The 24,870-nt window shown below is 68.4% G+C and carries 32 protein-coding genes; 12 read left to right on the top strand and 20 right to left on the bottom strand.

Annotated elements, in window-relative coordinates; all coding sequences use genetic code 11:
• Positions 1 to 67 precede the first annotated feature (67 nt).
• The 4 genes from VGU65_RS07445 to tviB all read right to left on the bottom strand — a co-directional run bounded on the left by VGU65_RS07445 (position 68) and on the right by tviB (position 4,672).
• Positions 68 to 1,462, bottom strand: coding sequence for a TIGR03013 family XrtA/PEP-CTERM system glycosyltransferase (locus VGU65_RS07445; RefSeq protein WP_327474243.1), 1,395 nt, complete (start codon positions 1,460 to 1,462; stop codon positions 68 to 70).
• Between the two features lie 125 nt (positions 1,463 to 1,587).
• On the bottom strand, positions 1,588 to 2,331 hold the full coding sequence (locus VGU65_RS07440) for a 4'-phosphopantetheinyl transferase family protein (protein ID WP_327474241.1): 744 nt from the start codon (positions 2,329 to 2,331) through the stop codon (positions 1,588 to 1,590).
• Positions 2,332 to 2,345: 14 nt separating this feature from the next.
• A complete protein-coding gene (locus VGU65_RS07435) occupies positions 2,346 to 3,395 on the bottom strand; it encodes an SDR family oxidoreductase (RefSeq protein WP_327474239.1) in 1,050 nt (349 codons plus the stop codon).
• The gene (tviB, locus tag VGU65_RS07430; protein WP_327474237.1) at positions 3,395 to 4,672 is read right to left on the bottom strand and encodes a Vi polysaccharide biosynthesis UDP-N-acetylglucosamine C-6 dehydrogenase TviB; all 1,278 of its coding nucleotides are present in this window, start codon (positions 4,670 to 4,672) and stop codon (positions 3,395 to 3,397) included. The genes VGU65_RS07435 and tviB overlap by 1 nt, the downstream gene beginning before the upstream one ends.
• A gap of 331 nt (positions 4,673 to 5,003) precedes the next feature.
• Here tviB and VGU65_RS07425 point away from each other — a divergent pair, with 331 nt between their 5' ends.
• The 4 genes from VGU65_RS07425 (at position 5,004) to VGU65_RS07410 (ending at position 8,492) form a co-directional block, all read left to right on the top strand.
• Positions 5,004 to 5,780, top strand: a complete 777-nt coding sequence (locus VGU65_RS07425) for a ferredoxin--NADP reductase (protein WP_327474235.1) — start codon at positions 5,004 to 5,006, stop codon at positions 5,778 to 5,780.
• Between the two features lie 110 nt (positions 5,781 to 5,890).
• The gene (locus VGU65_RS07420) at positions 5,891 to 7,030 is read left to right on the top strand and encodes a DUF3182 family protein (RefSeq protein ID WP_327474233.1); all 1,140 of its coding nucleotides are present in this window, start codon (positions 5,891 to 5,893) and stop codon (positions 7,028 to 7,030) included.
• The gene (locus VGU65_RS07415; RefSeq protein ID WP_327474231.1) at positions 7,017 to 7,796 is read left to right on the top strand and encodes an alpha/beta hydrolase family protein; all 780 of its coding nucleotides are present in this window, start codon (positions 7,017 to 7,019) and stop codon (positions 7,794 to 7,796) included. Before VGU65_RS07420 ends, VGU65_RS07415 begins: the two co-directional genes overlap by 14 nt.
• Positions 7,797 to 7,874: 78 nt before the next feature.
• On the top strand, positions 7,875 to 8,492 hold the full coding sequence (locus VGU65_RS07410) for a hypothetical protein (RefSeq protein ID WP_327474229.1): 618 nt from the start codon (positions 7,875 to 7,877) through the stop codon (positions 8,490 to 8,492).
• 57 nt (positions 8,493 to 8,549) lie between these two features.
• Here the strand turns inward: VGU65_RS07410 and VGU65_RS07405 are convergent, their stop codons facing one another.
• Positions 8,550 to 10,139, bottom strand: coding sequence for an MASE1 domain-containing protein (locus tag VGU65_RS07405; protein WP_327474227.1), 1,590 nt, complete (start codon positions 10,137 to 10,139; stop codon positions 8,550 to 8,552).
• A gap of 305 nt (positions 10,140 to 10,444) precedes the next feature.
• Between VGU65_RS07405 and VGU65_RS07400 the strand changes: the two genes are divergently transcribed.
• Together VGU65_RS07400 and VGU65_RS07395 are read left to right on the top strand one after the other, a co-directional pair.
• The gene (locus tag VGU65_RS07400; protein ID WP_327474225.1) at positions 10,445 to 10,924 is read left to right on the top strand and encodes a DUF456 domain-containing protein; all 480 of its coding nucleotides are present in this window, start codon (positions 10,445 to 10,447) and stop codon (positions 10,922 to 10,924) included.
• Between the two features lie 82 nt (positions 10,925 to 11,006).
• Positions 11,007 to 12,776 carry a DUF885 domain-containing protein gene (locus tag VGU65_RS07395; protein WP_327474223.1) on the top strand — a complete coding sequence of 590 codons (1,770 nt, stop codon included), beginning with the start codon at positions 11,007 to 11,009 and terminating at the stop codon, positions 12,774 to 12,776.
• Between the two features lie 49 nt (positions 12,777 to 12,825).
• Here VGU65_RS07395 and trhA read toward each other — a convergent pair whose 3' ends face one another.
• Together trhA and VGU65_RS07385 are read right to left on the bottom strand one after the other, a co-directional pair.
• Positions 12,826 to 13,494 carry a PAQR family membrane homeostasis protein TrhA gene (gene trhA / locus VGU65_RS07390; RefSeq protein ID WP_327474221.1) on the bottom strand — a complete coding sequence of 223 codons (669 nt, stop codon included), beginning with the start codon at positions 13,492 to 13,494 and terminating at the stop codon, positions 12,826 to 12,828.
• 98 nt (positions 13,495 to 13,592) lie between these two features.
• Positions 13,593 to 14,027 carry a hypothetical protein gene (locus tag VGU65_RS07385; RefSeq protein ID WP_327474258.1) on the bottom strand — a complete coding sequence of 145 codons (435 nt, stop codon included), beginning with the start codon at positions 14,025 to 14,027 and terminating at the stop codon, positions 13,593 to 13,595.
• 197 nt (positions 14,028 to 14,224) lie between these two features.
• Here VGU65_RS07385 and VGU65_RS07380 point away from each other — a divergent pair, with 197 nt between their 5' ends.
• The 3 genes from VGU65_RS07380 to VGU65_RS07370 all read left to right on the top strand — a co-directional run bounded on the left by VGU65_RS07380 (position 14,225) and on the right by VGU65_RS07370 (position 16,960).
• A complete protein-coding gene (locus VGU65_RS07380) occupies positions 14,225 to 14,890 on the top strand; it encodes an energy transducer TonB (protein ID WP_327474219.1) in 666 nt (221 codons plus the stop codon).
• Between the two features lie 81 nt (positions 14,891 to 14,971).
• A complete protein-coding gene (locus tag VGU65_RS07375; protein ID WP_327474217.1) occupies positions 14,972 to 15,544 on the top strand; it encodes a cupin domain-containing protein in 573 nt (190 codons plus the stop codon).
• Positions 15,545 to 15,562: 18 nt separating this feature from the next.
• Complete coding sequence (locus tag VGU65_RS07370; RefSeq protein ID WP_327474215.1) at positions 15,563 to 16,960, top strand: FAD/NAD(P)-binding protein; 1,398 nt, start codon at positions 15,563 to 15,565, stop codon at positions 16,958 to 16,960.
• Positions 16,961 to 16,969: 9 nt separating this feature from the next.
• On the opposite strand, the gene VGU65_RS07365 is transcribed toward VGU65_RS07370, so the two are convergent.
• Complete coding sequence (locus VGU65_RS07365) at positions 16,970 to 17,338, bottom strand: hypothetical protein (protein ID WP_327474213.1); 369 nt, start codon at positions 17,336 to 17,338, stop codon at positions 16,970 to 16,972.
• A gap of 88 nt (positions 17,339 to 17,426) precedes the next feature.
• Here VGU65_RS07365 and pncA point away from each other — a divergent pair, with 88 nt between their 5' ends.
• Positions 17,427 to 18,053, top strand: coding sequence for a bifunctional nicotinamidase/pyrazinamidase (pncA, locus tag VGU65_RS07360; RefSeq protein ID WP_327474211.1), 627 nt, complete (start codon positions 17,427 to 17,429; stop codon positions 18,051 to 18,053).
• A gap of 21 nt (positions 18,054 to 18,074) precedes the next feature.
• On the opposite strand, the gene VGU65_RS07355 is transcribed toward pncA, so the two are convergent.
• Complete coding sequence (locus VGU65_RS07355) at positions 18,075 to 18,263, bottom strand: CPXCG motif-containing cysteine-rich protein (protein WP_327474209.1); 189 nt, start codon at positions 18,261 to 18,263, stop codon at positions 18,075 to 18,077.
• Positions 18,264 to 18,351: 88 nt separating this feature from the next.
• Here VGU65_RS07355 and VGU65_RS07350 point away from each other — a divergent pair, with 88 nt between their 5' ends.
• Positions 18,352 to 18,615, top strand: coding sequence for a hypothetical protein (locus VGU65_RS07350; protein WP_327474207.1), 264 nt, complete (start codon positions 18,352 to 18,354; stop codon positions 18,613 to 18,615).
• Here the strand turns inward: VGU65_RS07350 and VGU65_RS07345 are convergent.
• The 8 genes from VGU65_RS07345 to VGU65_RS07310 all read right to left on the bottom strand — a co-directional run bounded on the left by VGU65_RS07345 (position 18,588) and on the right by VGU65_RS07310 (position 23,494).
• A complete protein-coding gene (locus VGU65_RS07345) occupies positions 18,588 to 19,067 on the bottom strand; it encodes a PIN domain-containing protein (protein WP_327474205.1) in 480 nt (159 codons plus the stop codon). The two genes, VGU65_RS07350 and VGU65_RS07345, sit on opposite strands and share 28 nt — an antisense overlap.
• 7 nt (positions 19,068 to 19,074) lie before the next feature.
• Positions 19,075 to 19,806, bottom strand: coding sequence for an HAD family hydrolase (locus VGU65_RS07340; protein WP_327474203.1), 732 nt, complete (start codon positions 19,804 to 19,806; stop codon positions 19,075 to 19,077).
• A gap of 85 nt (positions 19,807 to 19,891) precedes the next feature.
• Entirely contained in the window at positions 19,892 to 20,047 is a 156-nt protein-coding gene (locus tag VGU65_RS07335) for a DUF3309 family protein (protein WP_327474201.1), read from the bottom strand.
• Between the two features lie 312 nt (positions 20,048 to 20,359).
• Positions 20,360 to 20,746: a YciI family protein gene (locus tag VGU65_RS07330; RefSeq protein WP_327474199.1), complete on the bottom strand. Its 387-nt coding sequence runs from the start codon at positions 20,744 to 20,746 to the stop codon at positions 20,360 to 20,362.
• A gap of 60 nt (positions 20,747 to 20,806) precedes the next feature.
• A complete protein-coding gene (locus tag VGU65_RS07325; protein WP_327474197.1) occupies positions 20,807 to 21,349 on the bottom strand; it encodes a hypothetical protein in 543 nt (180 codons plus the stop codon).
• A 150-nt stretch (positions 21,350 to 21,499) separates the two neighbouring features.
• Positions 21,500 to 21,691: a KGG domain-containing protein gene (locus VGU65_RS07320; protein WP_327474195.1), complete on the bottom strand. Its 192-nt coding sequence runs from the start codon at positions 21,689 to 21,691 to the stop codon at positions 21,500 to 21,502.
• Between the two features lie 399 nt (positions 21,692 to 22,090).
• Complete coding sequence (locus tag VGU65_RS07315) at positions 22,091 to 22,705, bottom strand: OmpA family protein (protein WP_327474193.1); 615 nt, start codon at positions 22,703 to 22,705, stop codon at positions 22,091 to 22,093.
• Between the two features lie 237 nt (positions 22,706 to 22,942).
• Positions 22,943 to 23,494 (bottom strand): hypothetical protein, encoded by a 552-nt coding sequence (locus VGU65_RS07310; protein ID WP_327474191.1) that lies wholly within the window; start codon positions 23,492 to 23,494, stop codon positions 22,943 to 22,945.
• 193 nt (positions 23,495 to 23,687) lie between these two features.
• On the opposite strand from VGU65_RS07310, the gene VGU65_RS07305 reads away from it, so the two are divergent.
• On the top strand, positions 23,688 to 23,897 hold the full coding sequence (locus VGU65_RS07305) for a hypothetical protein (protein ID WP_327474189.1): 210 nt from the start codon (positions 23,688 to 23,690) through the stop codon (positions 23,895 to 23,897).
• 27 nt (positions 23,898 to 23,924) lie between these two features.
• Here the strand turns inward: VGU65_RS07305 and VGU65_RS07300 are convergent, their stop codons facing one another.
• The 3 genes from VGU65_RS07300 to VGU65_RS07290 all read right to left on the bottom strand — a co-directional run bounded on the left by VGU65_RS07300 (position 23,925) and on the right by VGU65_RS07290 (position 24,763).
• Positions 23,925 to 24,146, bottom strand: coding sequence for a hypothetical protein (locus VGU65_RS07300; RefSeq protein ID WP_327474187.1), 222 nt, complete (start codon positions 24,144 to 24,146; stop codon positions 23,925 to 23,927).
• 186 nt (positions 24,147 to 24,332) lie between these two features.
• Positions 24,333 to 24,533 carry a hypothetical protein gene (locus VGU65_RS07295; RefSeq protein WP_327474185.1) on the bottom strand — a complete coding sequence of 67 codons (201 nt, stop codon included), beginning with the start codon at positions 24,531 to 24,533 and terminating at the stop codon, positions 24,333 to 24,335.
• Between the two features lie 20 nt (positions 24,534 to 24,553).
• Positions 24,554 to 24,763: a hypothetical protein gene (locus VGU65_RS07290; RefSeq protein ID WP_327474183.1), complete on the bottom strand. Its 210-nt coding sequence runs from the start codon at positions 24,761 to 24,763 to the stop codon at positions 24,554 to 24,556.
• Between the last annotated feature and the right edge of the window lie 107 nt (positions 24,764 to 24,870).

Here is a 24,870-nt window from a genome sequence, read left to right as displayed (position 1 = left end):
AGCCACGAGTGGTCATGGCGACTCCTAGGATGAACGGCCCCGACCGACCCGGACCGGGCGCACGCCGCTAACGCGCGCCCCGGCGGAACAGCACCACCTCGACCGTCTGGATCAGGATCAGCAGGTCGAACAGCAGGTTGTGGTTCTTGACGTAGTAGAGGTCGTACTTGAGCTTTTCCTCGGCATCGTCCTCGGAGGCCCCGTACGGGTAGCGCAGCTGCGCCCATCCGGCGAGGCCGGGCTTGAGGCAGTGGCGCAGGTTGTAGTAGCTGATCTTGGTGGCCAGGTCGGCGACGAACTGCGGGCGCTCCGGCCTCGGCCCGATCAGGCTCATCTCTCCCTTGAGCACGTTCCACAGCTGCGGCAGTTCGTCCAGTCGCACCTTGCGGATGAAACGGCCCACCCGGGTCACGCGGTCGTCGTCCAGGCTCGCCCAGCGCGCCACACCGTCTCGCTCGGCGTCGGTGCGCATGCTGCGAAACTTGATCAGTTGGAACGTCCTGCCGCGGGCGCCCACGCGCTCCTGGCGGTAGAACACCGGCTGGCTTGGGCCCGATTCGATCATGATCGCCAGCGCCACCAGCAGCATCAGCGGCCAGGTCAGCAGCAACACGCACAGCGAAGCGGTCAGGTCGAAGCTGCGCTTGGTGAAGCGGCGCATGGGCGTGGCGTTGAAGCCGCCCGAATACACCAGCCAGGACGGATGCGTGAGCGAAAGCTGCACGCGGCCGGCCTCGCGCTCGAAGAAAGTGGTCAGGTCGGTAATGGCGATGCCCGACTGCCGGCACTCGAGCAGTTCGTCGATCATCAGCTTGCCGCGCCGGTCTTCCACGCCGACCACGATTTCATCGACCTGATGGCGTACGGTCCATTCCGGCAGCGGGCAATCGAGCTCGATCAGCTGGCCAGCCGGGACTTCGACCGCCTCCCCCGGCCGGGCGATGAACCCCAGCACGGTGAAGCCACGACGGTCCGAGCGTCGCCGCATGCGGATATGGATCTGCGCCGCGCGGGTGCCCGCACCGAGCACCAGGATGCGCCGCTTGAACGCCTCGACTTCGACCAGCCGCAGGAACACGGCGCGGAACGCGGTCACCAAGATGAAACCCAGCAGCAGCGCCATGCCCAACACGCCGCGGCCCAGGTAGGCCTGCGGCAGCAGGTAAAAGATCACCACCAGGCCCAGGCCGCCGAGCAGGAAGCCGATCGCCTGGCGCGCCAGCAAGCCGAACCAGCTGGCCCGCATGTAGGTCTGGTACTGCCCCAGCGCGGCCAGACCCAGCAGCATCACTACCCCGAACATCAGCGCCCGGGTCGGCAGGTAGCGCAGATACTGATCGAGTTCCTCAGGCTGCTGGAAACGCAGATATGTGGCCGCCACCAGCGCGCCCCCCAGGAGCACCAGTTCGGCCAAGGCCAGCAGGAACAGCCAGCGTGCACTTTGCTTGTGCAAAAGACTCATTCCGTTTCCCCTTTCATCGGCGTCCACTGCCGACGAGGGGCGGAGCATATGACCGGATGAGTTCGTCCGTCTACACTTTTATTGAAAAAACTTCAATAACAAAAAATGACGTATCCATCACGTTTTTAAACTTGGTCACGCCATTCAGCAGACCGCCAAACGAGCTCATCGGCATCCGGCGACGCAGCCCAGGCGGCGACCCATCCAGGTACGGGCGCCAGGTCACGGGCGACACATGATGATGTGGTCGCGCCAGGAAGCACGACCGAAACACCCGCTGGCGCGGAAAAGCTGGTGGGCGACCAGGTCAGGCCGACACCGGCGGCCTTCAGCAGGGCCTCCTTGCGCGTCCATAGCTGCAGCAGCGCATGCTCGCGCGCCGCCTCGGGCAGGGCGCGCAGTGACTCGCGCTCCTCCGCTGAGCAGATCTCTCCGGCAATGCCCTGCAGCCGCGCAGACGAGGGAGCACGCTCGATGTCCACGCCGAGCGCGGCAGCACGGGATGCGGCCAGCATCACCAGCGTGCCGCTGTGGCTCAGGCTGGTAGCCCAGCCCGTGCCCGGAAGCTGCGGCTGGCCGGAGGCGGCGAAGCGCAACGGTACGTCAGCGGGCGCGACGCCGAGGCACCGGCCGAGCAGCCCCCGCCACAGGGCGTGGGCCACCACGTAGGTCGTGCGGTCCTGCCCGAAGCGGAAACGCGCGGCGCGGTCGCGCTCCTGCGGACCGAGCAGACGCTGTGCGCCATCGGCCCATTGCGCATGTCCGACAGCGTCGAAGACCAACGCGTACACCACGTCCCGACGCGGCGCCGGCGGCAACAGGCCGGCGAGGGCGCGCGCGATGTCTGCGGGGATTTCGTCGCACGCCACGAAGGAGCGCGGCCTCAGGCTGCCTGGCCGGCGATGAACTCCAGATACCAGGGCATCGCCTCGTTCAGGCCCTCGACCAGGGTGTGGGTCGGCGCATAGCCAAGCCGGGTGCCGGCGCGCTGGATGTCGGCCAGCGAATGACGCACGTCGCCGGCGCGGAAGTCGCGATACGCCGGCGGGCGCGCATAGCCCACGCCCTCGCTCGCCAGCTGCCGCACCAGACCCTCGAACAGCTGGTTGAGGCTGGTGCGCTGGCCCACCGCCACGTTGTAGACACGGTCGCGATGCTCCTCCGGCGCGAGCGCGGCGAGCAGGTTGGCCTGCACCGCGTTGGCCACGTGGCAGAAGTCGCGGGTGGTTTCGCCGTCGCCGTTGATGAATACCTCGTCGCCGCGGAGCATGGTGGCGATCCACTGCGGAATCACCGCCGCGTAGGCCCCCTCGGGATCCTGCCGCCGGCCGAACACGTTGAAGTAGCGCAGGCCGATCGACTTGAAGCCGTAGCAGCGCGCGAACACCTCCGCGTAGATCTCGTTCAGCAGCTTGGTCACCGCGTATGGCGACAGCGCGCGGCCGATCACGTCCTCGACCTTGGGCAGGCTCGGCTCGTCACCGTAGGTGGAACTGGACGCGGCATAGGTGAAGCTGCCCACGCCCGCGTCACGCGCCGCCACCAGCATGTTGAGGAAGCCGGTGGCATTGGCCGCGTGGGTGGCGAGCGGATCTTCGACCGAACGCGGCACCGAACCCAGCGCGGCCTGGTGCAGCACGTGGCGCACGCCGGCACAGGCGGCCCGGCAATCCTCCATGCGCCGGATGTCGCCCTCGACGAAGGTGAAGCGCGACCAGGCCTGCGGCCCTACCAATCGCTCCACTTCGTCCAGGTTGCGCCGGTGGCCGGTGGCGAAGTTGTCCAGTCCGACCACGGACTGGCCCAGCCCGAGCAGCGCCTCGACCAGGTTGGAGCCGATGAAGCCGGCCGCGCCGGTGACCAGCCAGGTGCCGTCCTGCGCGCGCACGCGCGCCTGCAGCGCAGGCGGCAGCAAAGTATCGAGCGTCGCCATCACAGCCTCCCGTCCACCGCTTCGCGGGGCAATACGTACTTGACGTCGTAGACCACCGAATCGGACTTGCCGTAGGCACGCACGCCCTGGGCGCCCAAGGCCACGAACTGCCGGTGGCCCACCGCCACGATCACCGCGTCGTAAGCGCCCTCAGGCGGCTGCGCCAGCGGGACCAGGCCATATTCATGCTCGGCCTCGGCGGCGTTCACCCAGGGATCGTGCACGTCCACCGTCGCGTTGTAGCCGCGCAACGCCTGCACGATGTCCACCACGCGGGTGTTGCGCAGGTCCGGGCAGTTCTCCTTGAACGCCAGGCCCAGCAGCAGCACGCGTGCGTTCACCGGATTGATGCCCTTGCGAACCATCAGCCGGATCACTTCGCTGGCGATGTACGGCCCCATGCTGTCGTTGGTGCGCCGGCCGGCCAGGATCACGTCCGGATGGTGGCCGACCTCCTGCGCCTTGTGCGTCAGGTAATACGGATCGACGCTGATGCAGTGGCCGCCGACCAGGCCCGGCCGGAACGGCAGGAAATTCCACTTGGTGCCGGCCGCCTGCAGCACTTCGAGCGTGTCGATGCCAAGCTTGTTGAACAGGATCGCAAGGTCGTTGACCAGCGCGATATTGAGATCGCGCTGCGTGTTCTCGATCACCTTGGCCGCCTCGGCCACCTTGATGCAGCTGGCCTTGTGCGTGCCGGCGGTGATGATCGACCCATACAGGCGGTCGACGAAGTCGGCCACCTGCGGCGTCGAGCCGGAAGTGACCTTGAGGATGCTGGTGACGCGGTGCTGCTTGTCGCCTGGATTGATCCGCTCGGGGCTGTAACCGGCGAAGAAATCGCGATTGAAGACCAGCCCCGAACCGCGCTCCAGGATCGGCACGCACACCTCTTCGGTGCAGCCCGGGTACACGGTCGATTCGTACACCACGATGTCGCCGGGCTTGAGCACGCGCCCCAGCGTCTGGCTGGCCTTGACCAGCGGATCGAGGTCGGGCCGCTTGGCCGCATCGATCGGCGTGGGCACGGTGACGATGTAGACGTTGCAGGCACGCATGTCGTCGACCGCGGAGGAAAAACGCAGGCGGCCGGCGGCAGCCAGCTCGCCGGCATCGACCTCCAGCGTGCTGTCGCGACCGGCGCGAAGTTCCTCGATGCGCGCCTGGTTGATGTCAAAGCCGAGCGTGTCGTAGCGCTTGCCGAACTCCACGGCAAGCGGCAAGCCGACATAGCCCAGGCCGATGATGGCGATCCTGCTTTCTTCCAGATGCTGCATGCGTGCGTCCCTGTTGCTCACGGTTCCGCCATGTGCGGGCAACGGAGGAACGTCGCGACGCGCAACGCCGAGCCGGAAAATCCACGACGTTTGCCGCTGCGTTGCGCGGCCGGCGCCACCTTCCCCCTCGGGCCTATCCTAATCGCTGCATGCATCGATGGTATATGCGGGCCCGGCCTGACTTGAGCCGCCCCCTGCTGGCATAATCGGTCGCCGCGCCGCCCTCCCGATGATGGCGCGGCCCGCACGGGCGGCGCGCCCATCCCCAAGCAATCGGTCTGGGCGGATGCGCGGCCGCCCTGGCCCCCGTCATCCGAGGCACGACAAACCCATGGTGGCCCTTGCGACCGAGCACGTGATCGACGTGCGGCACTGGAACGACACACTCTTCAGCTTCCGGGCCACGCGCGACCCGGGCTTCCGCTTCGAGAGCGGCCAGTTCGTGATGATCGGCCTTGAAGTGGATGGGCGGCCGCTGATGCGGGCCTATTCGATCGCCAGCGCCAGCTGGGAGGAACATCTGGAGTTCTTGTCCATCAAGGTGCCCAACGGCCCGCTCACTTCGCGCCTGCAGCACCTCAAGCCGGGCGATCCGCTGGTGGTCAGCCGCAAGTCCACCGGCACGCTGGTGCTGGACGACCTCAAGCCCGGCAAGCATCTCTACCTGCTGGGCACCGGCACGGGGCTGGCGCCGTTCATGAGCATCGTGCGCGATCCGGCCACCTACGAGCGCTACGACAAGATCGTGCTGGCCCATGGCGTGCGCCACGCCAGCGACCTGGCCTATGCGGACCACCTCGAGCGCGAGCTGCCGCAGCACGAGTACCTGGGCGAGTTCGTGCGCGAGAAGCTCATCTACTACCCCACCGTCACCCGCGAACCATTCAGGAACCGTGGCCGCATCACCGATGCCATCGTCGATGGCGTCATGAGCGAAGCCACCGGCCTGCCGCCGCTCAATCCCGCGACCGACCGGGTGATGCTTTGCGGTAGTCCGGCAATGCTCGACGACCTGTGCGCCCTGCTCGATGGCCGGGGCTTCCAGGCCTCGCCGCGTACGCGCGAACCGGGCGATTACGTGATCGAACGGGCTTTCGTCGAGAAGTAGGCGGCCGGCGACCACCCACGCCGAGCCGCCTTCAACAGCCCGTCCACACCCTCACCGCTAGCCTCCCCACGGTCGGCGCCGACCTCCGGCGCCCAGCGGCGGAGACACGCGTGGCATCGAGCTTGCCGCCACACCCGAAGCCTGCCGCCTCTGGCAGCGTGGTGCTCGGCATCGGCCCCGGCGCTGCGCGTTCCGCACACGAGGCGGCCGCACACGCGGCCATCGCGAAGCAGCTGGCGGACCTGCTCGGCTACGACTTCGCCGGCGCCCACGTACCGGGGCGGTCGTATCCGGGGCCGGCGTACTTCGTGCCCGGCGATGTGCTGATCGGGCTGGATACAGCCGCCGCCTGGGGTATCCGCAGTGCCGGCGACCTGTTCGGCGGCGTGGTGCCCGAACGCGTGCTCGCCTCCAAGGCGATCACCCACCCGCTGGTGGATGCACCTTCGCGCGTGCCCCAGGGCTGGCCGGCGACCTTCGCCGAGCGCGTGCGCCCGGTGACGCTTCCGGGCTTCAGCGCATTCGCGGCGGCCGACGCGCGTCGCGCCGGGCGCGCCCTGCTCGACCTTGGTCGCGTGCGTATCAAACCGGCACATGGCAACGCCGGCCGCGGTCAGCGCGTGGCCGCCGACATCGCCGAGCTTGACGCGATCATCGCCAGCCTGGACGAGGACGAGGTCGGCCGCGACGGCGTGGTCCTGGAAACCGACCTGCACGACCTCACCACCTGGAGCATCGGCCAGGTGCGCGTGGGCCAGCACACGATCGCCTACTACGGCACCCAGTGGCTGACTCGCGACAACGACGGCGACGTCGCCTATGGCGGCTCCAGCCTGCGCGTGCATCGCGGCGGCTTCGACGCCATGCTGCGCGAATCGCTGCCCGCGGACGTGCGCGAAGCGGCCGGACAGGCGCAGCTCTATGACGAGGCCGCGCGGCAGTGCTTTGCAGGCATGTTCGCCTCGCGGCGCAACTACGACGTGGTGCAAGGCATCGATCACCGCGGCCACCGGCATGCCGGCGTGCTCGAAGCCTCCTGGCGCATCGGCGGCGCCAGCGGCGCAGAAGCCGCCGCGCTGCTGCGGTTCCGTGACGAACCCACGCGGCGCTGGCTGAGCGTACGCACCGAGGAACACTACGGCGACGACGCTACCGTCCCACCGGACGCCACGGTGATGTTCCACGGCGTCGACCCATCGGCCGGTCCCCTGCTCAAACTCACCGTGGTGGAGGACGATGACGACGCGTAGCCAAAGTACCGATATCGCGGTCGACGGCGCACGCCTGGCTGGCACCATGCTTACCCCTGGCTCGACCATCCCCGGCGTGCTGTTCGTGCACGGCTGGGGAGGCTGCCAGGAGCGCGACCTGGGCCGCGCGGAGCAACTGGCGGCGCTGGGCTGCATCTGCCTGACCTTCGACATGCGCGGCCACGTGCGCACCGAAGCGCTGCGGCAGACCGTCACGCGCGGCCAGAACCTGGCCGACGTGGTGGCCGCCTACGACCACCTGCGCATGCAGCCACACGTCGACCCGGATGCGATCCTGGTGATCGGCGCGAGCTACGGCGGCTACCTGGCCGCGATCCTCACCGCGCTGCGCCCGGTCAAATGGCTCGCGCTGCGCGTGCCGGCACTGTACGGGGACGAGGAATGGGACGCTCCCAAGCGCTCCCTCAGCCGCGAGGCGCTCGACGACTACCGCAGCCGCGTACTCGATCCGCAGGACAACCGTGCCCTGCGCGCCTGCCGCGACTTCCGGGGCGACGTGCTGGTCGTCGAGTCCGGCCACGACCACCTGGTCCCTCCGCCAGCCATCGTCAGCTACCGCAACGCATTCCGCCACACCCATTCGATGACCTACCGGATCATCGACGAGGCCGACCACGCACTCTCCAGCCCCGCCTGCCAGCGTGCCTATACCTCGATGCTGCTGGCCTGGGCGTCTGAAATGGTGTTCGGCGCACGCGCCGGCGGCGCGCCCGGATCGGCCGGCGCACAACAAAGCAGCCCTTGAGTTCGATGGCCTTTGTCCTGACCGCGGCACGGCGGTCGCGATGCTGCAAGCGCAGTTCGCCGGACGCCGGACCCAGCCATGCGGAAAGACAAAATGCGCGGGCCGCTGCTCATTAGAATGATTGCATTCGCAAAAAAATCACTTTTGCTGCTGATACAGTGGCCAGGCTCAACCAGTGAGCAGTCCAAACAAGGGGACAAGGCTATGATCAAAATCCTCCCGCGCCGCGCTCTCTGCGCCGGCCTGGTCGCCATGGGTCTTTCGGCTTCCGCTTTTGCCGCCGGGCCGTCGAGCACGGGTCTGGGTCAAGCTTGGCCGAATGCACAGGACGTGAGCGCCAGTTCGAACTGGCATGTCTACGTGTTCTCGGTCAACGGCATCCGGTACGTGCAGGTCAACGACCTCGATGGCAACGTCCGCGGAGCGTTCGCCGCCGCCAACGGCCAGTTCCTGGTCCTGCCGATGGGCCGCGACGCGCAACGCATCTCCACTCCGCAACAACCGGTGGCGCTCGCGAACAGCGTGGTTCCACTGACCTCGTACGCCGAGACCGTCTATAGCGACAGCTCCGTGCAGGTCAGCGCGACTCCGCTGAGCAACGGGGCAACGCTGTTCACCGCAACACCGATGACGACAACTACCGCTGCGCCATCCCCTTGTGACAATCCTGTCGAGTGCAGTGGGCACGTGAACTGATAAAAAAAAAACCGCCATATGGCGGTTTTTTTTTGGCGGTTGGTGGATTTTCAAAAATCAGGCGAGGGTCGTGTCGAACAGCATGATGCTGACCCGATTACCCTCATTCAGCGACCTCACGCGAACCTTGCCGCCGAAAACGGCGGCTCGGTCCTTGATCGCACCCAGACCTAGACCGCTTGCCCCGAGCGCTGGCTGCAGGTCGTCCCAACGCACCCTGCTCAACCGCTCGTAGTCCACGTGGCTTTCCACGCAGAGCAGCGCCCACCGATGGCCTTCGAAGGAACCAGCGCGAAGCCGCACGCGAATCCGGCTGACGTTGCGCTTGGCGCAGGCGTAGGCAATGGCCTCGCAGGCCAGGCGATACAACGCCAGGTGTACGTTGCTGGACAGCTCATCCAGCCTGGGACCGCCGATCTCGCACCAGTAGGCGATCCCGGCTTCGTCCAGCGCGCGCGGCATCGAGCCTTCACGCAAGGCCGCCGGTAGGCCGCGCTCTCGCCAGGAAAGCGGGTAGAGTGAATCGGCCAACCGGTACATCTGGTGCTGCGTCACTGCCGCCTGGCGGAAATAGCTACGCTCGTCGGTCGCAGGCAAGAGGCAGCGCAGACGACCAAGCAGTTGCGTGTAGGAGGCTTGGATCGCCCCACTCATCTGCTCCAGAACATAGGATGTCTGTCGCAGTTGCATCTCGCCCAGGTAGACGTTGCGCTGCGCCACTGACAAGGCCAGCCTTGCATCCGTCCTCTCGCGCTCCTCCCGTTCATGCAGCACCGCTATCCGTCCACCGAGCATCAGCATCGTCGTGATGGCGAAGGAAACGAAGACCTCGGCATGCAAGGTGTTGCTGTCGTAGAGGGAAGGCATCGCTAGAACGACAGCAATGCTGGCCGCCGCGCCGCTGACCGCCGCGCCTCGCCAGCCATAGCGCAGCGCAAGCCATGCGACCGGCAGGAACATCGCGATCTGGGCTTCCTGGCTTACAGCTCCGGTCGGACCGGAGGCCAGCCAGACCAGCAAGGCCAGGGACGGCAGCAGCAGGCACATCGATTCCATGGCCAGGCGACTTTCCGAAAGCCTTGCCCAAACTCGGCGCAGACCGAAGCTCAACAGCTGCTCACGTACCAGGAGCACCATTGGAACCAAAGTAAGAGTGCCAAGATAAAAACCTAGGAAATACCAGCCGGCGATCTCCCGGTACGGCGGCAGCGTGTTCGTCCTGGGGCCTTGTGCAAGCGCCACCGTGGCAAGGCTCACCGCCGTCCAGATCACCGAGGTCGCCAGGACACAGAGCAGGAAGACGTTGATGTCCGGCGTGGCGCCCTCGGGGAACAGCCGCCGTCGCTCCCGACACCAGCGGAACACCGGCATCGCGAATACCATCGGAGGCACCATCAACAAGGAAGCCCACGGCCAGCCATATTCACCGGCACAGTTGATGGCCGTATAGGCCAGCGGGATGGCTTCACCCACCACCAACGCCGCCCAGTACCTGTAGGGCACCAGCAGCAGCACCCCGAAGCGCAGTCCCGCGAAGAGGAACCAATGGGAGAACGAAACCTGGCGCAGCAGCGTGTAGGCGAGCGCGTAGGCCAGGGCTACAGCAACCTGCTGCAGCCACGGATTTGCCCGGATCCCTTTTAGCATCTCCTCCCCCTTGGCCTGGATACTGAACTTCGCAGACGCCGCGCCCCCGCACGGTATTCGGACAAACAAACTACGTCGCGGGTGAAATCGGAGTGAAGCCGGGATATGCGAGGCCTCCCGCAGGCGCATCCTACCTCACCTCGGACGCGATGCCCTGCCGGGATGGCCGACGTGTGCGGTGGATCGCAGGATTGCCATCCGCCTGCAGCCAGTCGCGCGCCGGCGGCTGTCCGCGGCCGCCCATCGGCTTGCCTGCGCCTGCGGGCGCCCGCACAGTGGACGGAGACTCCCGTGAGGGCGACCTGATGGACATCGCGCTTTACCTGCTCGCTGCCATGCTCATCTTCGGCGGCCTGGTCGGCACGGTGTTGCCGATGCTGCCCGGCATACCGATGATTTTCGGCGGGATCTGGCTTGTCGCCGCAGTGGACGACTACCGGCACCTGGGCATCGGCTGGCTGCTGGCAATCGGCCTTCTGGGCACCCTGGGCGTTGCCATCGACTTCGTCGCGGGCACGCTGGGCGCCAAGCGCGTCGGCGCCAGTGCGCGCGCGCTCTGGGGCGCGACGCTCGGCGCCGTCGTGGGGACATTCATGGGCATTCCGGGGTTGGTCTTCGGCCCCTTCGTGGGCGCGTTGCTAGGTGAACTGTCGGTCGGAAACAGCGTATTGCGCTCGGCCCACGTAGGCGCCGCGACCTGGGCGGGGCTGCTCGCCGGCGCCCTGGTCAAGCTGGTGATCTCGTTCGTGATGGTGGGGCTGTTTGCCTTTGCGATGTTCATGTAGGCAAGGGCATGCGACCTCCGGCACAGGCGAGGCCACGCCGCGCCCCTTACGCTCGGCCGCTCACCCGAGGAGCTCCGCCGCCATGCCCAGACCCCTTGCCTTTGCCCTGGCCGCCACCTTGGCCGCCGGTTCGCTGCATGCGCAGGCCGCGCCCGCCCCCTGGGTTGAACGCAGCAATGCCGATGCCAAGGTGTTGCTCGACACCATCGCCCGCTTCAGCCCCGAATTCGCCACCCAGGTCGGCCTGAGCGGCTATGACACCCAGGTGGCCGATCTCAAGGCCGGCGCGGACCAGCGCTCGCGCGCCGCGCTGACCGAGGCGAAGACGAAGCTCTCGCGGTTGCTCGCGACGGAACGCGACCCGAATGTGCGCCAGGACCTGCAGATCATGATCCAGGCCGCCGACGAGCAGATCGATGGCATCGACCTCAACGACAAGTACCTGCTGCCGTACAACGACATCGGCTCGCTGGTGTTCAGTGGCGAGTTCGCGCTGCTCAAGGACGACGTCGCGGCCGACCGGCGCCCGGCCGCGCTCAAGCGCCTGCAGTGCTACGTCGGCACCGCGCCCGGCTGCACGCCGATCATCGAGGAGGCCAAGGCACAGACCACCGCCAAGCTCGGCGACAAGGCGTTGCTCGGGCCCTATCGGGGCGAGGTCGAACAGAAGCTCGCCAACACTCCTCGCTACGTCGAGGGCATCCGCAAGCTGTTCGCCAAGTACAAGCTGGATACGCCCGAAGGCAAAGCCGCGCTCGACGCGCTGGACGCGCAACTGAAGAACTACGACGCCTGGGTGCGCAACACCGTGCTGCCGCGCGCGCGCACCGACTTCCGCCTGCCCGAGCCGTTGTACGCCTACAACCTCAAGCAGGTAGGCATCGACATTCCGCCCGAGCAGCTGATGAAGCAGGCCGAGCTCGAGTTCATGGAGTTGCGCGGCGTGATGCAGGTGCTGGCGCCGACCGTGGCCAAGGCCGAGGGCATCGATGCGACCGATTATCGGCAGGTTTGGCAGGCGCTGAAGAAACAGCAGCTCACGCGCGACCAGGTCGAGCCCTGGTACCACCAGGTGCTGGGCCATATCGAGGACACCATCCGCCGCGAGAACATCATCACCCTGCCCAAGCGGCAGATGCAGATGCGGCTGGCATCGGAGGCCGAGGCCGCGCAGGTGCCCGCGCCGCACATGGATCCGCCGCCCTTCCTCAACAACCACGGCGAGCGCGGCACCTTCGTGCTCACGATGGGCAACCCGGGCAACGGCAAGGACCAGAGCCAGTCCTACGATGACTTCACCTTCAAGGCAGCCGCCTGGTCGCTGACCGCGCACGAGGGCCGTCCGGGCCATGAACTGCAGTTCGCGGCGATGGTCGAGCGCGGTGTCTCGCTGGCGCGAAGCCTGTTCGCCTTCAACAGCGTCAACGTGGAAGGCTGGGCGTTGTACGCCGAATCGGAGATGCTCCCCTACGAACCGCCCGCCGGGCAGTTCGCCGCCTACCAGATGCGCCTGATGCGCGCTGCGCGCGCCTGGCTCGACCCGATGCTCAATCTGGGCCTGATCACCCGCGAACGGGCCCACGACGTGCTGACGGGCGAGGTCGGCCTGTCCGAAGCCATGGCCCGCCAGGAACTGGACCGCTACACCTTCGACAGCCCCGGCCAGGCGACGGCGTATTTCTACGGTTACCTGCGCCTGCAGCAGCTGCGGTTGCAGGCCGAACTGGCGTTGGGCAAGAAATTCGACCGCAAGGCGTTCAACGACTTCGTGATCGGACAAGGCTTGCTGCCGCCGGCACAGCTGGCGGAGGCCGTGCGCACGCAGTTCATCCCGCAGCAGCAGACGCGCTGACCGCGGCCGTGGCCACCGGCCCGCTCCCGGGAGGGAGCGGGCCCGCCGGTCAGTCGGGGATCACATACAGCAGCACCGCCAGGTAGTGCAGCACGCTGCCGGCCAACACGAATCCGTGCCAGACCGCGTGATGGAACGGCAGCCGGCGACACAGATAGAACGGCACGCCCAGCGTGTAGGTCGCGCCGCCGGCGATCAGCAAGACCAGCCCGCCCGGCGCCAGGTGCGTTCGCAGCGGCTCGAAGGCCACCAGCGCGACCCAGCCCATCGCCACGTAGATCGAAACCGCGAGCCCACGGGACGCTACTCGCCGCAGTACTCCCAGCTCCAGTGCGCTGCCGGCCAGCGCCAGCGCCCAGATCGTGCCGAACAAGCCCCAGCCCCAGGCGCCAGGCAGCGCGATCAGGGTGAACGGGGTGTAGGTGCCGGCGATCAGCAGAAAAATCGCGATGTGGTCCAGCGTCCGCAGCACCCGTCGCGGCAGCTCGCCCGGAATGGCGTGGTACAGGGTGGAGGCGGTGTAGAGCAGGATCAGCGTGCTGCCGAACACTGCACAGGCCACTACCGCCCGGGCATCGCCGCGCAGTGCGGCGAACGCCACCAGCATGGCCAACCCGGCGATGCTGAGCAGGGTGCCCACGCCATGGATCAGCGCGGCGGCCAGCTCGTCGCCGAAGCGGTAGCGCGGCGGGCTGACGACAGAGGGCGGCGCGGGCATGGCGGGAAGTTCCAGGTGGGGCGACCGGACGGCCACCTTACCATACCCCTGCGTACTGCCTTCTGTGACGGACGTCCGGACGTCCTTTTGCAGAGACGCTACTGCTCGATGATGAACGCGCCGAACGCCACCCCGAGATTCCAGCCCTCGCCCTTGCCGCTCAGCGCCAGGCCGACGTTGCCCTTGGTCAGCGCCTGCGCGCCTGCCGACTTGACCGCGCCGGCGTGCGCCTCGGCGTTGGCGTAGTGGCCCAGCACCTCATGAATGTCGTAGACGCCGGTGAACTTGCCGATGCCGTTGTCGATGTGCGTCTTGCCGAAGGTCAGGCCGCCGCCCTTGGCGCGCAGCTTCACGTGCATGCTCTGGCCGTTGCTGCAGCGGACCGTGCCGCTGCCGCTGGCGGTCTTGTAGAACACCGACCAGCCCGACAGTGAAAAACTCATCTTGCAGGAGATCTCGCCGGCGCGCGCCGCGCCCGGCAACAAGCCCAGCCCGCCCACCAGCAGCGCCAGTACGCCCCATTGCTTCCACATCGTCATGACCGCCTCCCGGCGACCCCCATTGGCCGCGCCGGCGAATTGTGCTGCAAGAGCCGCGGCGGCGGAATGCCCGCCGCACGCTTGCGCGCACGGCTGCGACAGGCCTAGGCTGCGATCGCGCCGGCACGATCCCCTCTGCGCCATGCAGCGTGCCTGCGCCACATCGCCAAGCACCGTCAGGAGGATCGCCCATGTCGTCCGCTTACCTGGCCTCGTCCCGTGCACACGTCCACCAGCCCGACCTCGTCCGCATCGCCGCGCTGAGCGCGGCGATGGCCATCAACCTCACCGTGTTCGTGGCGGCCACCCGGCCGCTGGCCCCCATGGCGACGCCGCACCTGGCCAGCGCTCCCATGGGCATGCGTTTCCTCGACCCGCCCAAGCCGGTGAACGTGCCGCCGCCACCGCTGCTGCACGTCGCGCCGCTTTCGCACCATGTCAGGCCAGCAGCCGCGCCGCCGGCCGTCTCAGTCCCGCGCGCCAGCGATGAGGGCAGCACGGCGGCCCCGCCGGTGCAGGTGCCGACCCTGCTGCCGTCCTCTGCGGGCGTCGCGCCGGAGGGCGTTGCGACCGCGCCGGTCGAGGCCAGCCTCGCCTACCGCAACGCGCCGCTGACGTTCCCCGCGCAGGCCATCCGCCAGCACATGCACGGCACCGTGCTGCTGCGCGTGCTGGTCGACGAGGCGGGCAAGCCGGTCGAGGTAGTGGTCGAGCGGGGCAGCGGCTACCCACTGCTGGACCGCAGCGCCCGCGAGCAGGTGCTCGCGTCCTGGCGCTTCCAGCCGGCGAGCGTGGCCGGCCGGGCCGTCCGTGCGTGGGCACGGGTGCCGGTGAGTTTCGAACTGCGCAAGTTCTAGCTGCGGCGCATAGCGACGGGTTACGACCGCTTAACGGCGCCCATGCTCCACTGGGCGCCGTTTTTCGTACGGTTCCACGCAATGGCCAACCACAGGCAAAGCTTGAAGGCGCTGCGTCGCATCGCACTGTCGCACTGCCAGGGTAAGCACCCCGACCTGGCCATCCTCGCCCGCGAACTGGGAAGCGCGGTCCGCTGCCATGCGGACGGCCTCCACATGCTGGCCGGCAAGCTCCGCACGGCCGCCGGTCCGCTGATCCGCCCCTTGCGCACGGGCAGGCAGGACCTGCAGTTGCTGCTGATCGCCTGGCCGGCCAACCACATTTCGGTGCTGCACGACCATGGCGCCCGCTGGGGCCTGGAAATCCCGCTGCATGGCGCCCTGCAGATCGAAGCCTGGCGCCGCCGGGGCGACGGCGGCGATCTGCTGGCGCACGGCCATCACTGGCTCGGCCCAGGCGATGCCATCTGGTTCGATGCCGGTCAATCGCGGCTGCATCGTTGCCGCAACCTTTCCGGCCGCGCGGCGGCGCTGAGCCTGCACCTGTTCGGCGGTGCGCCCGGTACGGGACTTGCCTACGCCACAACCGCACCTTCCATTTCGCAACGGATGCACCCGGCGCGCCCGGCCATCGCCGGCCCGTTGCCGGGCTGAGCCCACTCGGAGAACGCCATGTTTCGACGGGTCGCCATCATCGGCGGCGGCGCGGCTGCCGTCGCTCTGCTCAGCGAGCTGGTCGAGCGCGCCAGCGCACCGCTGCACCTGGACTGGTATACCGGCGGCGCCGAGCGGCCGGGACGCGGCGTCGCCTACGGCACCGAATCGCCGCGGCATTTGCTCAACGTGCGCGCCGCCTCGATGGGCATGTTCTCGGGCAGTCCGCGCAGCTTCCTGGATTTCGCCCAGCGCACCGATGCCGGGATTGCCGGCACCGATTTCCTGCCGCGCCGGCTCTACGGGCAGTACCTGGAGGGCGAGGCCGCGCACGCGCTAGCCCGTTCGCGCCACCGCGGCGTGGACGTGCGGGTCGTGCCATTCGCGGCTGATGCCATGGTGCCGGAAGCGGACGGCGTCACCGTCGTCCAGGGCGAGCGCGCCACGCGCGTGGACGCGGCCGTGCTGGCGATCGGCGCGTTGCCGGTGCGGCCCCTCGCAGGCATCGACCCCGGCCTGCTTGCCGATGGGCGCTATGTGATCGACCCCTGGGCGCTGCTGGCCCGTGCCGCGCCCGATTCCGCGCCCCGCGAGGTCGCCCTGGTCGGGCTGGGGCTGACCGCGATGGACGTGGTGCTGGAGCTGGCCGCGCAATGGCCGAACGCGCGCTTCGTCGCTTTCTCCCGCCATGGCCGCCTGCCAGAGGCACACCTGCCGCTGGCCACCGTGCCGGAGGACGACGGTGGCGCGCTGGTCGATGCCATGCGCGATGCACCCGAGGCCGGCCGCTGGCTGCGCCTGCTGCGCGAGGCGATCGCCGCGACCGAGGACTGGCGCGTGGTGATCGACAGCCTGCGCCCCAATACGCCGTCCCTGTGGCACGCCCTGCCCGCCGCCGAGCGCGCACGGTTCATGCGCCACGCACGCTGGGCGTGGGAACGCGCACGCCACCGCCTGCCGCCGCAGGTCCAACAGCAGGTGCAGGCGCTCGAGCAAGAAGGCCGGCTGCGCCGCGTCTGCGGGCGCCTTGTCGGCGCGCAACCGGAGCAGGGACGCGTGCGGCTCGAACTGCGCCGCGCCGGCGCCTGCACGTCGCTGGCCGCTGACCTGGCGATCCAGACCGTCGGCCTGGATACCGACGTGCGCAGCACCGCCCATCCACTGATGCGCCAGCTGGTGACCAACGGCCACGTGACGCCCGACCCGTTCGGGCTCGGCTGCCAGGCCACGATGGACGGACAGCTCTGCCACGACGGCAAGCCCTGGCCACGCCTGTTCGGCATCGGCAGCCTGCTGCGCGGCGCGCGCTGGGAATCCACGGCAATGCCGGAAATCAGGCTGCAGGCGCGGCTGCTTGCCGCGAGGATGCTCGCACCTGCACAGGTGCCGCAAAGGCCGGTGACGCAGCCTGGCTGAGTGGCGCCGTTACCGGCGCCGAGCCGCCCACTCGCTGGCGAACCAGGCCAGGCCCACCCCGACCGCCACGCCCAGCAGCTCGCACAGCACGCGGGTGCCCAGGCCGTCCGGATCGTGTACTTCAGCCAGCTTCACCCGCAGCAGCTGCATCGATTGCAGCCGCGCGTAGTTGAAATAGAACAGGTCCGATACGTCGCCGCTGGCGGCCACCGCCACGCCCAGCACATAGGCCCACGCCATCTGCGCGCCATGGCTCCAGGTGCCGCGCGTGCGCCAGCGGAACAGCAGAAACAGCAGCGCGCCGGCGCCTGCTGCGATCGCCCCGGCCTCGAGCCCGCCGATCCAGCTGTAGCCCATCCAGGATTGGTCGTAGTGCATGGAGTCATCCATCGGCGTGATTGCGCATTATGCCCGCGCCCCACGCGCCGCGCGGCCACGCCGACGCCCCGGCAACTACACTGTACCGATGCCCCCGTACCCTCACGACACCGCGCTGATCCTCGTCGATGTGCAGCCGGACTTCATGCCGGGCGGATCGCTGGCCTGCCATGAGGGCGACGCGATTCTGCCGGGCATCGATGCCTTGCTGCGCGCGCGGCGCTACCGGCACGTCGTGGCCACGCAGGACTGGCACCCGCGCGAGCATGTCTCCTTCGCCAGCAACCATCACGGCCGCCTGCCTTTCGAGGAGATCACCCTGCACGGCCAGCCGCAGACGCTGTGGCCGACGCATTGCGTGGCCGGCACGCCCGGCGCGGCATTGCACCCGGCGGTGGACTGGACGCCGTTGGACCTGGTCGTGCGCAAGGGCACCGACCCGGCGGTCGATTCCTACAGCGCCTTCCGCGAAAACCACGGCCCCGGCGGCACGCGCCCGCCCACCGGCCTGACCGGCTGGCTGCGCGAGCGCGGCGTGGCGCAGGTGCACGTATGCGGCCTGGCACGCGACGTGTGCGTGCTGTGGACCGCGCAGGATGCGCTGGCGCTGGGGTTCCGCGCGTGTATGTTGTGGGAGCTCACCCGCCCGGTGACTGCCGAGAGCGATCCGCGCACACGCGAGGCGCTGGCGGTGCAGGGGATCACGCTGGGCTGAGGGGCCACGCCGAGAGCGGGCTCATCCCTCGGCCTCGCCGGCGACCTGCGCCGATGGTTCTCCCTTGCCATCGAGGGTCACGCGCACCTCGATCGGCCGGCAGCAGACCGGACAATCCTCGACATAGCTCTGGTCGCCGGCCGATCCATCGAGCAGCAGCTCGATCGGCTCACCGCAGTATGGGCACGTCACCGGGCAAGGCGTCAGCATTCGAGTCACCTCGCACCGATTTCAGCGCCGCGGGGGATACGGCGCAAGCCCCTGGCTATACTTCGGCTCCCGCATTGGAGCGACGACCATGGCCGAGCGCCACTTCGACCGCTATCTCGTCCGTTCCGGCGCGAGCCCCGAAGGCTCGCGCTACACCGCCTGGCTCGCGGTGACGCCGAGCGAGGGGCGCGGCTTCCCCGTGTACTACGCGATCTGCGAGAACCGCAGCTTCCGCGAACAGGCCCGCGCCGAACAGGCCGCCAGCGACGCCTTGGCGGCCGTGCTGGCGCTGGAGGACGACGGCACGCCGGTCTTTCCCGAAGGCTACACGGGCTTTGCCGACAGCCCGTAGCCGAGGACGTCCGGACGGCCAAAGGGCGCGGGCCATTCCTGCGGCGCGACGACGGCGAAACCGCACTGGCGCAGGCTGCGCCGGCTGAGCGCCAGCAGCGCCCGGTCGCGGCTGAGCAGCCATCGCGCGCCGGCGCACGCGGCCAGCACGAGGAACTTCTGGTCGCCCGGATCGGCGCAGCGCGGCACGACGGTCGCCGGGTCCGTCACCGGCAGGCGCCGCACCGACGCCTCGAACGCGACCGAGGCACGGCGGCGCGCACCGGGGTCCAGCGCCAGTTGCGGATAGCACAGCACCTCGCGCCATTCGTCCTCGCAGGCGGCACAGGTCACCGCCTCGACCGCACCCTCGCGCAACGCCGTCCGGATGCCGGCACAGCGCGGGTCATCGAACAAGAACAGGTCCAGGCACACGTTGGTGTCCAGCACCACGCGCGGCGCGCCTGCGGCCATGGCGCTGTCAGGCGGCGGCCACGGACATGGCGGCCAGCGCATCCAGCCGAGCCACCGCGGCGGGAACGCCGGCCGGCCCGTCGATGCTGACCAGTCGCTGCTCCTGGCCGTCCAAGCCGGTTTCGAGCTCATGCGCCCAGGTCACGTGATAGGGCATGTGCACGCCCCAGCCGCCGATCGTCAGCACCGGCTCGATGTCCGAGCGCAGCGAGTTGCCTACCATCGCGAACTGCGCCGGCTGCAGTCCGAATTCGCCCAGCACGCGGCGATAAGTGGCCTCGTTCTTTTCCGAGACGATCTCGATGCGCCCGAACAGGTCGGCCAGGCCCGACTGGGCGACCTTCTTCTCCTGGTGGAACAAGTCACCCTTGGTGACCAGCACGACCGCGTGCGTGGCGGCCACCGCCTCGACCGCAGCGCGGATGCCGGGCAGCAATTCGACCGGGTGCTCAAGCACCGACTTGCCCAGTTGCACGATGCGATGGATGTCGCGCGCCTCGATGCGCGCGTCGGTCATGGCGATCGCGGTCTCCACCATCGACAGCGTCATGCCTTTGGCTCCGTAGCCGAACAAGGCCATGTTGCGCCGCTCGGTCGCCAACATGCCTTCCTGCACGTAGCGATCGGTCACGTCGATGTAGCGGCCCAGGATGGCGGTGAATTCCGCCCCGGCGGCCTGGTAATAACCCTCGCTATGCCAGAGGGTATCGTCGCCGTCGAAACCGATCAGTTCCAGCATGGTGGTGCGCGCCGTGGGATGGGAAGCCCATTGTCCCACGGCGCCGTACAGGCGGGCCGTCGTCCGGTCGAACCGGGGACAGGCCTCAGTGGAACACGCCCAGCAGCCAGAGCACGAGCACGATCACGATGATCAGGCCCAGGCCGCCGCTGGGCCCGTAGCCCCACGACCGCGAGTAGCCCCAGGTCGGCATGCCGAGCAGCGCGAGGATCACCAGGATGACCAGGATGGTAATCAGCATGGGCTTACTCCTTGCAGCCAGTAATGGTGCAGCCATCGTGCGCGTGCCCCCCGTCTAGGGGGTGTGAGCCGCCCGGGCGCTTTGCGTGCAGACGCCTGGCCGGCCTCCCGGCCGGTTCGGGAATGTGGGCAGACGATGAAGCCGGTGCCTGAATGAGCCGCACCGGTGTTTCGGGACGGGCGGTCCGAATCCCTGAGACAGCTGGCGCCTATCGTGCGCAGGCCGTCGCGGTCCCTCCGCCGCCGGCACCGATCCATCTGGCAGTGGTCGGATTCCACTTTGGCCGCGCCCGCGCAGGGCGCGGCCTTTTTTTCACGCCTCGACGCGGGCGTTGACGCGCTCGCGCACCGCATCCATGTCGCGCACCGGGCGCACTTCAATTGCGCCGATACGCGCCCAAGGGAAGGTCTGCGCGATACGCACGGCTTCGTCCATATCCTGCGCCTCGATCAGGTTGAAGCCGGCCAGGTATTCCTTGGTCTCGGCGAACGGTCCGTCGAAAACCGTGCTGCGCTGCTGGCGCACACGGAACGAGCGTGCCGTGGCTGGTGCCTCGAGCTGCTGGGAGCCAAGCACGCAACCGGCCTCGCGCAGTTCGTCGGCGTGAGCCAGGCAGCCGCGCATCATGGAATCGAATTCGCCTTCCGGCAGCGCCTGCAGAAGCGCGTCGTCGACGTAGATCATCATCAGGAACTTCATCGCGGCTCCAACCGGCCTGGGGGCAGCCGATTATGGCTGCCCGCCGCAACGCCTGCAGCTTCAGCGCAATCGCCCGACCACCTGCCTGCCCAGCGCCTGCACCGCAGGACGCAAGGACGCGGGCGGCCGACCCTCGATGCCCAGGTTGATCTGGCCCACGTAAGGGCCCACGCGGAGCTTGAGCCCCTCGTTGCCTTCGGTTTCGGCCACGAAGGCCTCGTCGCCCAGGCCGGGAATCGCGGTCACCGCGGTGCCGCGATCGGCAAAGTCGCGCCGCTGCATGGCCAGTGCCGCCTGCGCCTGTCCGGCCGACGGCATGCGGGTGAAGTCGATCAGCAGCTTGGCTCGGTAGTCGCCCGGCCTGGGCACGTGCAGGTAGGAGCACATGCCGCCCGGGCCCGCCTTCTGCTCGGTTACGGTATCGGCGCCGTTGGCCTGCAGCACGCCGGCAACGTCGGCCAGCGGCATCAGCTGGCACAAGTCGAGCGGCCGATCGGGGACTGCCGCCGCGGCGTGCGCGGCCGGATGGCCGTCCCCCGGATCCGCCGGCGAACAACCCGCCAGCAGGATGCCTGCAACCAGCACGACATGGACAGATCTCATCGCTACTCCCCCTTTTTCCGGCGCGGGCCGCGGCGCAGCGATCATAGACGAGCCGGCCAGTCGAATGCCGGCAAGCCAACGGTGCGCGCATGCGAAGGGCGGCCTTGCGGCCGCCCTTCGCTCTCACGCTCTCAGTTGCGACGGGGGTGATCAGTCGTTCTTGTGGCTCTGCTGGCCCGCCTTGACATGTTGCTCGTGCGTGCCGCCGCTGCTCTGCTTGCCGGCCTGCACGTGCTGTTCGTGCGTGGCGTGGTCGCCGCCGCCGGCCTTGCCGCCCTTGCTGGCGATTGCACGCTGCTTGTCTTCGTCCATCGAGGCGAAACCGCGTTTGTCGTTGCTCATGGCGTTCTCCTGTTGAGTGGGAAAAGTCCGCCCAGCTGGCGAACGGTTACCACCCTAGCGGCGAGCGCATAAAGAACCCCTTAGCCATCGGTCAACGGGCTCCTCCACAGCAATCGATTCAGTGTTGCGGTGCTGCATGCCCGTCCTACGCAGGGACGTCTGCATCATCCTCGCGCATGCGTCCGGACGCCCTTGAGCACACGCATCTTCGAACCACGATGAGTCGTCAGCCGGCAACTGGAAAGCTCGCACGGCGAACACCGGAGGCTCCGCAGCCCCCGGTAGAAATCCTGGATTGGTCGAGGCGGCCACGGCCTGATGCCCTTCCCCGACGCGCGCGGGGAAGGGCCTTCATGCTCGCCGACGACGAAAGCCACCGCTGCGAGGCGGATCGTGCGTCTAGCCGGTCGTTGTTCCGGTGGGGGCGGCTGCCGTACCCGACTGGCCGGCAAAATCCACCACCAGCGTCACGCGCCGGTTTGCCGCACCCACTTCCCGTGATTTCCCGCGCTCGACCTGGCGGTTGACCGCTTCGCCGTAGCTCACCGCACGCAGGTGATCGGCCGACAAACCCTCCTGCACGAGATAGTCGCGCACGGCCTTGGCACGGCGCTCGCCGAGACGGCGGTTATAGCTGGCCGAGCCGGCCGGGTCGGCGAATCCCTCCACCGTGATCACCGCATCGGGATAGTGCTGGCTGATCACCTTGGCGAAGTCGTCCAGCAGCGGTTTGTCCTGGTCGCGCAGTGACGCATCGTTGAAAGCGAAGTGCGCGGCGGTATCCAGCCGCACGCGCCCGCCCATCTGCGCGATCTGCGCGTCGTACTTGGCGAAGCGCTGTTGCATCTCCTGGGTCAGCGAGTCCAGTTGCTGTTGCTGTTTCTGGTCGTTGGCGCGCAGTTCGGCGATGGCCGAATCGAAATCCGCCTGCTTGACGTAGTGCGTGCAGCCGCCCAGGGCGATCGCCGCCACCACCAGCGGCCCGGCAGTCCACCGGAATGTCGAATTGAGCATGTGCGCCTTCTCCTCGCTAGCGAGCCCTCGGCGGACGGCTCCATGGAAAAGGCCACCGGCCGCACCGGCCCAGAACGTCTGACCGTAGCACCGCGGTCCGCGCACAACCTTGCGCTTGCCTGACTTGTCCGGGACGGAGCGCGTCGAGGATGTGCGCGGTTCACGGATGTGCAGAGCATGAACACGCCGCCTGCACGACTTGCCTACGGCCAGGCGATACGCGGCACCGCCGGTATGTCAGATCTGCTGGTCCTGCTGGGCATCGTTGCCGCTCTGGCCGCCCTGGACCACGCCTTCGTCGGCATCCTCGCCAGGCATGCGCGCCGGCGCCACGCGGGTCGGGCCGCCGGGCGAGCCGGCGATGCCACCTCGATTGGGCGAGTCGCCACCGGTGGTGCGCTCGGCCGGATCGCTCGGGCTGGCATGGAGCCGCAGGTCCTGCTGCGCGCCAAGGTCGGCCGCGGTCCCGCTCTGGCGCGAGGCTGGCGTGCCAGTGCTGCCGGTAGCCAAATGCGTGCCGTCATCGCCGCTGAAGCCATGGTGCGCACGGCCGTCCGAAGGCGTCTTGCCGCCGCCCTGGTCGGGCGACATCCGAGGCGAATCGGCCCGGCCCAGTGGCCCGCCGGGCAGGCCGGTAGACGGATCGAAATCCTCGCGCGCCGCCTGCGCCACTTCGCGGCTGATGCCGCCCTGGCTCTGCGTGTTGGACCCGGCGGTCTTGCCCTCTGCATCAGGCGCCATCGGGCTTGCGGCCGGGCGTCGCCCGCGCTGGTCGTGTTCGTCGCCCATGGCACTCATCCGGTTGCTGATCCGAAACCCAGTGTCGCGCCGGCGCCGTCAGGGCAGCGTCGACGAGGCCAGCAGCCTCCTCGTCGCGGCCATAGCCTGCGCATTACGGCCAGCTAACACCTGCCGTTGCACATTGGTGCTCCGAGGTGGCGATCCGCGCGCCGCCACGGCCAGCCCAGGCCAGGATGTGCATATGACGATCCACGCACAATTCACCACCCACAGCTCATGGCCTGCCGCCAAGTGGCGCCAGCAGGCGATCCGGCTTGGACGCTACCTTGGCCTCGTCCCTGACGAGGCACCTGCCGTCCCGCCCACGCGCCGCCAGGTGTTGATGGCTGCGCAGGACAGGCGCCGCGCCGAGCAACGCCGTGCCGCGGAACTGGCGCGCAGCCGTCATTGACCATGCCTTGCGTTTTGCCCGGCGGCGTCAGGATTCGCACACCCAATAGTAGAAGTCCCGCGCGATAGCCGATTCGACGGCATCCCGCGCATACCCGTAACGCTCGCGCTCGCCGCGCGAGACGATCTGCCGCGCGAAGGCGTCGGCGAGCCGCCGGGTCGGCTGGCGGCCGAGCAGAAACGCCCGAAACCCGTCGTAGCGGACCCGTTCGGTCTTGGCATTGGCCTGGATCAGATGCTTGGCGTTCAAGCGCGTGGCTCTGGCATGGACACGAGTGCTGACGGCGTCTTCCCCGTCCTGTGCATCGACAAGCTAAGGCCCCTGCGGTGAAGTTCCCGCACGCGCTCGGTCATCGCCACGGCAACGGCCGTGCCCGCCTTGCTTGCCGTCGGCGCCGGAGCTCGGTCCGATGCCACCATGGGAGCCTTTCGTTCGCTACTGGTCGCTCGAACGCACTCGCGCCAGGCCTTCGGGGGTGAGCTCGAGCGCCGGCGCTCCTTCGCAGACGTGCTCTGGGCGCCGGACCAGTCCCCAGCGCATCAATCGCACCACCGCAGGCTCAGGTAGCGAGGCGCCGCGCCCCTCAGCCACGCGGGCCAGGTGCAGCAGGTCCTCGAGCTCGATCTGGTCGGTCATGGCCTGGAAGCTGGCACTGCTCAGCAGGACCCCACCAGCTCGTGTGCGAACGAGCTGGCAGCCGCCATCGCCTGGTCTTCGTCGCCGAAGTGCTCGCCGGGCACCACGCGCATCGTGCCGTCCGGAAGACGCACGGTGACGCTGAGCAGGCCGTCGGGCTGCTCGTTGAGTATGGCCACGAACTGCTTGCCGCTGTCCTCGAACGTGCGCTCATGATGGGTGTGCTGCATGGCGGGTTCCTCTTAGATGGTCAGCCGATCTTGCGGCCGGCGCGCGCGAACGCAAGCAGACTCGTCCATGGCTGCGGCGCTCGCCCGCAAAGCCAGCAGCTTGGCCG

The organism is Frateuria sp., from assembly GCF_035943815.1.
Taxonomy (GTDB): domain Bacteria; phylum Pseudomonadota; class Gammaproteobacteria; order Xanthomonadales; family Rhodanobacteraceae; genus Frateuria_A.
The sequence above is the reverse complement of the archived record's forward strand: the minus strand, read 5'-3'. Positions and strand labels throughout refer to the sequence as shown.

Coding starts and splice junctions, on each gene's coding strand:
- VGU65_RS07445 (WP_327474243.1), bottom strand. CDS start 1,462: ATGAGTCTTTTGCACAAGCAAAGTGCACGCTGGCTGTTCCTGCTGGCC.
- VGU65_RS07435 (WP_327474239.1), bottom strand. CDS start 3,395: ATGGCGACGCTCGATACTTTGCTGCCGCCTGCGCTGCAGGCGCGCGTG.
- tviB (WP_327474237.1), bottom strand. CDS start 4,672: ATGCAGCATCTGGAAGAAAGCAGGATCGCCATCATCGGCCTGGGCTAT.
- VGU65_RS07425 (WP_327474235.1), top strand. CDS start 5,004: ATGGTGGCCCTTGCGACCGAGCACGTGATCGACGTGCGGCACTGGAAC.
- VGU65_RS07415 (WP_327474231.1), top strand. CDS start 7,017: ATGACGACGCGTAGCCAAAGTACCGATATCGCGGTCGACGGCGCACGC.
- VGU65_RS07410 (WP_327474229.1), top strand. CDS start 7,875: ATGCGGAAAGACAAAATGCGCGGGCCGCTGCTCATTAGAATGATTGCA.
- VGU65_RS07405 (WP_327474227.1), bottom strand. CDS start 10,139: ATGCTAAAAGGGATCCGGGCAAATCCGTGGCTGCAGCAGGTTGCTGTA.
- VGU65_RS07400 (WP_327474225.1), top strand. CDS start 10,445: ATGGACATCGCGCTTTACCTGCTCGCTGCCATGCTCATCTTCGGCGGC.
- VGU65_RS07395 (WP_327474223.1), top strand. CDS start 11,007: ATGCCCAGACCCCTTGCCTTTGCCCTGGCCGCCACCTTGGCCGCCGGT.
- trhA (WP_327474221.1), bottom strand. CDS start 13,494: ATGCCCGCGCCGCCCTCTGTCGTCAGCCCGCCGCGCTACCGCTTCGGC.
- VGU65_RS07385 (WP_327474258.1), bottom strand. CDS start 14,027: ATGTGGAAGCAATGGGGCGTACTGGCGCTGCTGGTGGGCGGGCTGGGC.
- VGU65_RS07380 (WP_327474219.1), top strand. CDS start 14,225: ATGTCGTCCGCTTACCTGGCCTCGTCCCGTGCACACGTCCACCAGCCC.
- VGU65_RS07375 (WP_327474217.1), top strand. CDS start 14,972: ATGGCCAACCACAGGCAAAGCTTGAAGGCGCTGCGTCGCATCGCACTG.
- VGU65_RS07370 (WP_327474215.1), top strand. CDS start 15,563: ATGTTTCGACGGGTCGCCATCATCGGCGGCGGCGCGGCTGCCGTCGCT.
- VGU65_RS07365 (WP_327474213.1), bottom strand. CDS start 17,338: ATGCACTACGACCAATCCTGGATGGGCTACAGCTGGATCGGCGGGCTC.
- pncA (WP_327474211.1), top strand. CDS start 17,427: ATGCCCCCGTACCCTCACGACACCGCGCTGATCCTCGTCGATGTGCAG.
- VGU65_RS07355 (WP_327474209.1), bottom strand. CDS start 18,263: ATGCTGACGCCTTGCCCGGTGACGTGCCCATACTGCGGTGAGCCGATC.
- VGU65_RS07350 (WP_327474207.1), top strand. CDS start 18,352: ATGGCCGAGCGCCACTTCGACCGCTATCTCGTCCGTTCCGGCGCGAGC.
- VGU65_RS07345 (WP_327474205.1), bottom strand. CDS start 19,067: ATGGCCGCAGGCGCGCCGCGCGTGGTGCTGGACACCAACGTGTGCCTG.
- VGU65_RS07340 (WP_327474203.1), bottom strand. CDS start 19,806: ATGCTGGAACTGATCGGTTTCGACGGCGACGATACCCTCTGGCATAGC.
- VGU65_RS07335 (WP_327474201.1), bottom strand. CDS start 20,047: ATGCTGATTACCATCCTGGTCATCCTGGTGATCCTCGCGCTGCTCGGC.
- VGU65_RS07330 (WP_327474199.1), bottom strand. CDS start 20,746: ATGAAGTTCCTGATGATGATCTACGTCGACGACGCGCTTCTGCAGGCG.
- VGU65_RS07325 (WP_327474197.1), bottom strand. CDS start 21,349: ATGAGATCTGTCCATGTCGTGCTGGTTGCAGGCATCCTGCTGGCGGGT.
- VGU65_RS07320 (WP_327474195.1), bottom strand. CDS start 21,691: ATGAGCAACGACAAACGCGGTTTCGCCTCGATGGACGAAGACAAGCAG.
- VGU65_RS07315 (WP_327474193.1), bottom strand. CDS start 22,705: ATGCTCAATTCGACATTCCGGTGGACTGCCGGGCCGCTGGTGGTGGCG.
- VGU65_RS07310 (WP_327474191.1), bottom strand. CDS start 23,494: ATGGGCGACGAACACGACCAGCGCGGGCGACGCCCGGCCGCAAGCCCG.
- VGU65_RS07305 (WP_327474189.1), top strand. CDS start 23,688: ATGACGATCCACGCACAATTCACCACCCACAGCTCATGGCCTGCCGCC.
- VGU65_RS07295 (WP_327474185.1), bottom strand. CDS start 24,533: ATGACCGACCAGATCGAGCTCGAGGACCTGCTGCACCTGGCCCGCGTG.
- VGU65_RS07290 (WP_327474183.1), bottom strand. CDS start 24,763: ATGCAGCACACCCATCATGAGCGCACGTTCGAGGACAGCGGCAAGCAG.